Annotated in this window: 7 protein-coding genes and 1 pseudogene; 1 reads left to right on the top strand and 7 read right to left on the bottom strand. The window is 72.8% G+C overall.

Annotated features, from left to right (window positions below):
- Positions 1–21: 21 nt before the first annotated feature.
- The 7 genes from ACFXGA_RS34305 to clpS all read right to left on the bottom strand — a co-directional run bounded on the left by ACFXGA_RS34305 (position 22) and on the right by clpS (position 3866).
- On the bottom strand, positions 22–972 hold the full coding sequence (locus tag ACFXGA_RS34305) for a PLP-dependent cysteine synthase family protein (RefSeq protein WP_378095275.1): 951 nt from the start codon (positions 970–972) through the stop codon (positions 22–24).
- A 20-nt stretch (positions 973–992) separates the two neighbouring features.
- Complete coding sequence (locus tag ACFXGA_RS34300) at positions 993–1265, bottom strand: MoaD/ThiS family protein (RefSeq protein WP_378095273.1); 273 nt, start codon at positions 1263–1265, stop codon at positions 993–995.
- 71 nt (positions 1266–1336) lie between these two features.
- Positions 1337–1792 (bottom strand): Mov34/MPN/PAD-1 family protein, encoded by a 456-nt coding sequence (locus ACFXGA_RS34295; RefSeq protein WP_073889135.1) that lies wholly within the window; start codon positions 1790–1792, stop codon positions 1337–1339.
- A gap of 52 nt (positions 1793–1844) precedes the next feature.
- Complete coding sequence (locus ACFXGA_RS34290; protein ID WP_378095270.1) at positions 1845–2366, bottom strand: DUF2231 domain-containing protein; 522 nt, start codon at positions 2364–2366, stop codon at positions 1845–1847.
- An 89-nt stretch (positions 2367–2455) separates the two neighbouring features.
- Positions 2456–3013: a P1 family peptidase gene (locus tag ACFXGA_RS34285; protein ID WP_378095268.1), complete on the bottom strand. Its 558-nt coding sequence runs from the start codon at positions 3011–3013 to the stop codon at positions 2456–2458.
- Positions 3013–3570, bottom strand: a complete 558-nt coding sequence (locus ACFXGA_RS34280; protein WP_378095266.1) for a DUF2017 domain-containing protein — start codon at positions 3568–3570, stop codon at positions 3013–3015. Before ACFXGA_RS34280 ends, ACFXGA_RS34285 begins: the two co-directional genes overlap by 1 nt.
- Complete coding sequence (clpS, locus tag ACFXGA_RS34275; RefSeq protein WP_053717098.1) at positions 3567–3866, bottom strand: ATP-dependent Clp protease adapter ClpS; 300 nt, start codon at positions 3864–3866, stop codon at positions 3567–3569. Before clpS ends, ACFXGA_RS34280 begins: the two co-directional genes overlap by 4 nt.
- A 76-nt stretch (positions 3867–3942) precedes the next feature.
- Between clpS and pncB the strand changes: the two are divergent.
- Positions 3943–4773, top strand: a pseudogene (gene pncB, locus ACFXGA_RS34270) (nicotinate phosphoribosyltransferase); the annotation flags it as partial.

Here is a 4773-nt window from a genome sequence, read left to right as displayed (position 1 = left end):
CGCGAGGCCCCTTCTCCGCGCTCAGGCCCAGAGGTGGCCGTCGAGCCGTTCGGCCGCCTCGTCCAACGTGCCCGCGTACGCGCCGGTGGACAGGTACTTCCACCCCGCGTCCGCGACCACGAACGCCACGTCCGCCGACTCGCCGCGCGACGCCGCCTTCTCCGCCGCGGCCAGCGCCGCGTGCAGGATCGCGCCGGTGGAGATGCCCGCGAAGATGCCCTCCACCTCCAGCAGCTGCCGGGTGCGGCGCAGCGCGTCGTACGAGCCGACCGAGTAGCGGCCGGTTAGCACCTCGGCGTCGTACAGCTCCGGCACGAAGCCCTCGTCGAGGTTGCGCAGGCCGTAGACCAGCTCGCCGTACCGCGGCTCGGCCGCGATGACCTGCACGTCCGGCTTGTGCTCGCGCAGGTACCGACCGACGCCGACCAGCGTGCCGGTGGTGCCCAGGCCCGCGACGAAGTGCGTGATCGTCGGCAGGTCCTTGAGGATCTCCGGCCCGGTGCCGTGGTAGTGCGCGCCGGGGTTGGCCGGGTTGCCGTACTGGTACAGCATCACCCAGTCCGGGTTCTGCGCGGCGAGTTCCTTCGCCAGCGCCACGGCCTGGTTCGAGCCGCCCGCCGCGGGCGAGAACACGATCCGCGCGCCGTACGCCTGCAGCAGCTGCTTGCGCTCGGCGGAGGTGTTCTCGGGCATCACGCACACCAGGCCGTAGCCCTTGAGCTTGGCGGCCATGGCCAGGGCGATGCCGGTGTTGCCCGACGTCGGTTCGAGGATCGTGCAGCCCGGCGTGAGCACCCCGGTCCGCTCGGCCTCCTCGATCATCATCAGGACCGGGCGGTCCTTGATGGAGCCGGTCGGGTTGCGGTCCTCCAGCTTCGCCCACAGCCGCACGTCCTTCGACGGCGACAACCGGGGCAGCCCCACCAGGGGCGTGCCGCCGACCGCGTCGAGCAGTGACTCGTACCGGGCCACGATCAGACCTCCGGGATCGGTCAGCCGCCCGCGACGGCCGGGAGGATCGTCACGGTGTCGCCGTCCTTGACCGCGGCGTCCAGGCCGCCCGCGAACCGCACGTCCTCGTCGTTGACGTAGACGTTGACGAACCGGTGGAGCGCGCCCTCCTTGACCAGGCGCTGCTTCAGGCCACCGTGGTTGCTCTCCAGGTCGTCGATGACCTCCGCGAGCGTGGTGCCCGCGGCCTCGACGGACTTCTGCCCACCGGTGTGGGTGCGCAGGATCGTGGGGATGGAGACGGTGACGGCCATGCTGGTACCTCCGAGGAGCCGGGTTTGGTGAGAGTGGTGCCACGAGTGGTGCGCGGGCGCACCTGGAGGGCTCAGGGACAGTCGGGGGTGTCGTCGGCGCCGGTGTGCGCGAACATGTACGACTCCACGACCTCGACCGGCTCTTCGGTCACCACGCCGTCCACGATCCGGTAGGAGCGCAGCTCGTGCTGCTCCGGGTCACGGGTCGAGATGAGCACGTAGTGCGCCTGCGGCTCGCTGGCGTAGGAGATGTCCGTGCGGGACGGGTACGCCTCCGTCGCGGTGTGCGAGTGGTAGACGACGATCGTCTCCTCGTCGTTCGCGCTCATCTCGCGGTGGACGCGCAGCTGCTCCATCGAGTCGAAGCGGTAGAACGTGGGCGAGCGCTCGGCGTTGTCCATCGCGATGAACCGCTCCGGGCGGTCGGAGCCCTCGGGGCCCGCGATGATCCCGCATGCCTCGTCCGGGTGGTCACGACGGGCGTGAGCCACCATCGCGTCCACGAGGTCACGGCGAATCACCAGCACGTCCACCATCCTACGTGGTGGGGGAAGTCGTTTCGCCGTGTGAGAACCCGCACTACACCGGTTCGCGGACGCCCCGAACGGCCGTCCGGTCGACCGCGCGGACGCCCAGCAGCCCGCCCGCGCCCAGCGCCGCGAGCCCGAGGGCCGAGACGGCCCTGGCCACCACGCCGAAGCCGTGGCCGCGGAGGCGGAACGACGTGAGGTAGCACACGTTCGCCGCCGCGTTGGCCGCGAGCTGCACGAAGGCCGTGCGCCGCTGCTCCTGGTCCAACGTCCCGTACTCGGCCAGCTCGGTCGCCAGGGCGGCGGGCGCGAGGGCGAGCCCCGCGCCGATCACCGCCCGTGCCGCGCGGGAGCTGCCGGGCATGAGGTCCAACGCCGCCGACGCCGCGTACAGCCCGATGGGCAGCGCCACGACCGCCGGGTGCACCGGCCGTCCCAGCGCCCGCGCGCGCAGCAGGTCGGTCACCTCACGGCGGCGCAGCGCCGCCGGCACCGCCTCGGCCAACGCCCCGGCCGCCTTGTCGACCGCCGGACTGGTCCGCACCCACCTCAACGCCCTCTCCACACCCATGCCGACCGGGTACCCGGTCCTGAGCGTTGAATTCGGGTGTTCTGAACGTAGGACACTCGCGTTCCGAACGTAGGACTCACGCGGAGGGGTCAGGGCGTCGCGCGTTCGAGGGCGTCGGTGGCGCTGGTGCACAGGTCGTTCAGCGGGGTGGCGGTCGGGCGGCCGGTGGCCACCGCGAACACGGTCGCCGGCACGGTCACGCCGGCCCGCGCGAACCCGTCGTGCGCCGACATCGCGACCCTTCGGCATTCCGCCGGCCCGAGTTCGGCGTCCACCACGACGAGCCCCACCGCCGTCCCGCCGACGAACGCCAACGCCCGCTCATCGGACACCGACGCCGCCTCGCACGCCGCGTAACCGTCACCCCCGGGCATCCCCAGGGCCTCCGCCGCCGGCACGATCGGCACCACCTCGAACGGCCGCGCGCCGACCGCGAACCCGTGCCCCCGCTCCGCCAGCCACCGCACCACCCCGTCGACCGCCGACGGCCCGCCCAGCACGACCGCGTGCACCCGCCGCACCAGCGTCGAGGGGTCCAGCAGGTCCAGCTCCCGCGTGCCGACCGGCGCGCCCCGGACGTCCACCCCGGCCACCGCGCCGTCCGGCGCGAGCAGCACCGCCACCCCCGGCGCGCGACCGACCAGCATCAGTCCATGACCGCTTCGACCAGCGTCTCCTGCACCCACGTCAGCCAGTGGTACACGCCCAGGTGCGGCGACCGCGGGTCGTCCGGCGGCAGCTCGTCGGGCATGTCCTCCTGCACGTCCAGCGCCGTGCCCAGCGCCAGCCGCACGTCGTTCAACGCCGACAGCCACGCCTCGGCCTGCTCCAGCGCCAGCCGCACCTCGCCGCCGTCCGGCGGGCACGTCCGCAGCACCACCGCCGCCACCCCGGTCTTCAGGTCCAGCAGCTCGGGCTCGTGCAGCGACCGCAGCGCGTTGGCCGAGTCGACCTCGGACGGGTCGGGCGCGTCCGGGTCGAGCCGGTGGAAGTCGGGCAGCAGCCGGCCCAGGATCGGGTCGTCGGGCGGCGTGGACGGCCCGGTGCGGATGCCGGTCAGCTCCGCCAGCTCGTCCCGCGGCGCCTCCTCGGCACGGGCCAGCAGCATGTCCTGGATCTGGCTCACCAGGCCGCGCACCACCGCGGCCTCCTGCCGGTCGAACCGGCCGAGCACCTGGTCACCCCTGCGGGTCCACTTCTTCACGACGAACGCTGCATGGTCGCCCAGAGCCCGGCCGCGTGCAGCTTGGCCACGTCGGCCTCCACCTTGTCCTTGGTCCCCGACGACACGATCGCCCTGCCCTTGTGGTGCACGTCCAGCATCAGCTTGGTCGCGTGGTCGCGGCTGTAGCCGAACAGCTTCTGGAACACGTACGTCACGTAGGACATCAGGTTCACCGGGTCGTTCCAGACCAGGGTCTGCCACGGGCGGTCCTCGGTGCGGACCTCCTCGCCGGCTGGGTCAACCTGCGTCCGCTCATGCTCGACGGGCGTGGTCATACCGCCAATGGTGTCATGTTCCGCTCCGCGGTGGAGCCCGCAGGGCCGCCGTTTCGGACCGCTTAGGCTTCCGTGCATGTCGACGTCGCTGTTCACCGACCACTACGAGTTGACGATGCTCGCCGCGGCGCTGCGCGACGGCACCGCCGACCGGCCGTGCGTCTTCGAGGTCTTCGCCCGGCGGCTGCCGGAGGGCAGGCGCTACGGGGTGGTGGCGGGCACCGGCAGGCTGCTGGACGCGATCACCGACTTCACGTTCACCGAGAGTGACCTGGAGCTGCTGCAACGCACCAACGTGGTGGACGACGCCACGCTCCAGTGGCTCGCCGACTACCGGTTCACCGGGGACGTGGACGGCTACCCCGAGGGCGAGCTGTACTTCCCCGGCTCGCCGATCCTGTCCGTGCGGGCCCCGTTCGGCGTGGGCGTGGTGCTGGAGACGCTGGCCCTGTCGATCCTCAACCACGACAGCGCGATCGCCTCGGCGGCGGCGCGGATGGTGGGCGCGGCCAACGGCCGGCGGATGATCGAGATGGGGTCGCGCCGCACGCACGAGGAGGCGGCGGTGGCGGCGGCGCGGGCCGCGTACCTGGCCGGGTTCACCGCGACGTCGAACCTGGAGGCGGCGCGGCGGCACGGCATCCCGACCGCCGGGACGTGCGCGCACGCGTTCACGCTGCTGCACGACACCGAGGAGGAGGCGTTCCGGGCGCAGGTCGAGGCGCTGGGCGTGGACACGACGCTCCTGGTGGACACCTACGACATCACCAACGGCATCAAGACCGCCGTCGAGGTCGCCGGGCCGGGGCTGGGCGCGGTGCGGATCGACTCGGGCGACCTGGGCGTGCTGGCGCGGCAGGGGGGCGGCCCGCCCGGCCCCCGGGGGGCGCCCCACCCCCCCCTCGGG

It is taken from the genome of Actinosynnema sp. NPDC059335 (genome assembly GCF_042752395.1).
In the GTDB taxonomy this organism is placed as follows: Bacteria; Actinomycetota; Actinomycetes; order Mycobacteriales; family Pseudonocardiaceae; genus Actinosynnema.
Note: the sequence above shows the minus strand (reverse complement) of the source record. Positions and strands in the feature narration are given on the sequence as shown.

What these genes read in the sequence shown, in the direction of transcription:
- ACFXGA_RS34300 (WP_378095273.1), bottom strand. Translation starts at nt 1,265, where the DNA reads ATGGCCGTCACCGTCTCCATCCCCACGATCCTGCGCACCCACACCGGT.
- ACFXGA_RS34290 (WP_378095270.1), bottom strand. Translation starts at nt 2,366, where the DNA reads ATGGGTGTGGAGAGGGCGTTGAGGTGGGTGCGGACCAGTCCGGCGGTC.
- clpS (WP_053717098.1), bottom strand. Translation starts at nt 3,866, where the DNA reads ATGACCACGCCCGTCGAGCATGAGCGGACGCAGGTTGACCCAGCCGGC.
- ACFXGA_RS34285 (WP_378095268.1), bottom strand. Translation starts at nt 3,013, where the DNA reads ATGCTGGTCGGTCGCGCGCCGGGGGTGGCGGTGCTGCTCGCGCCGGAC.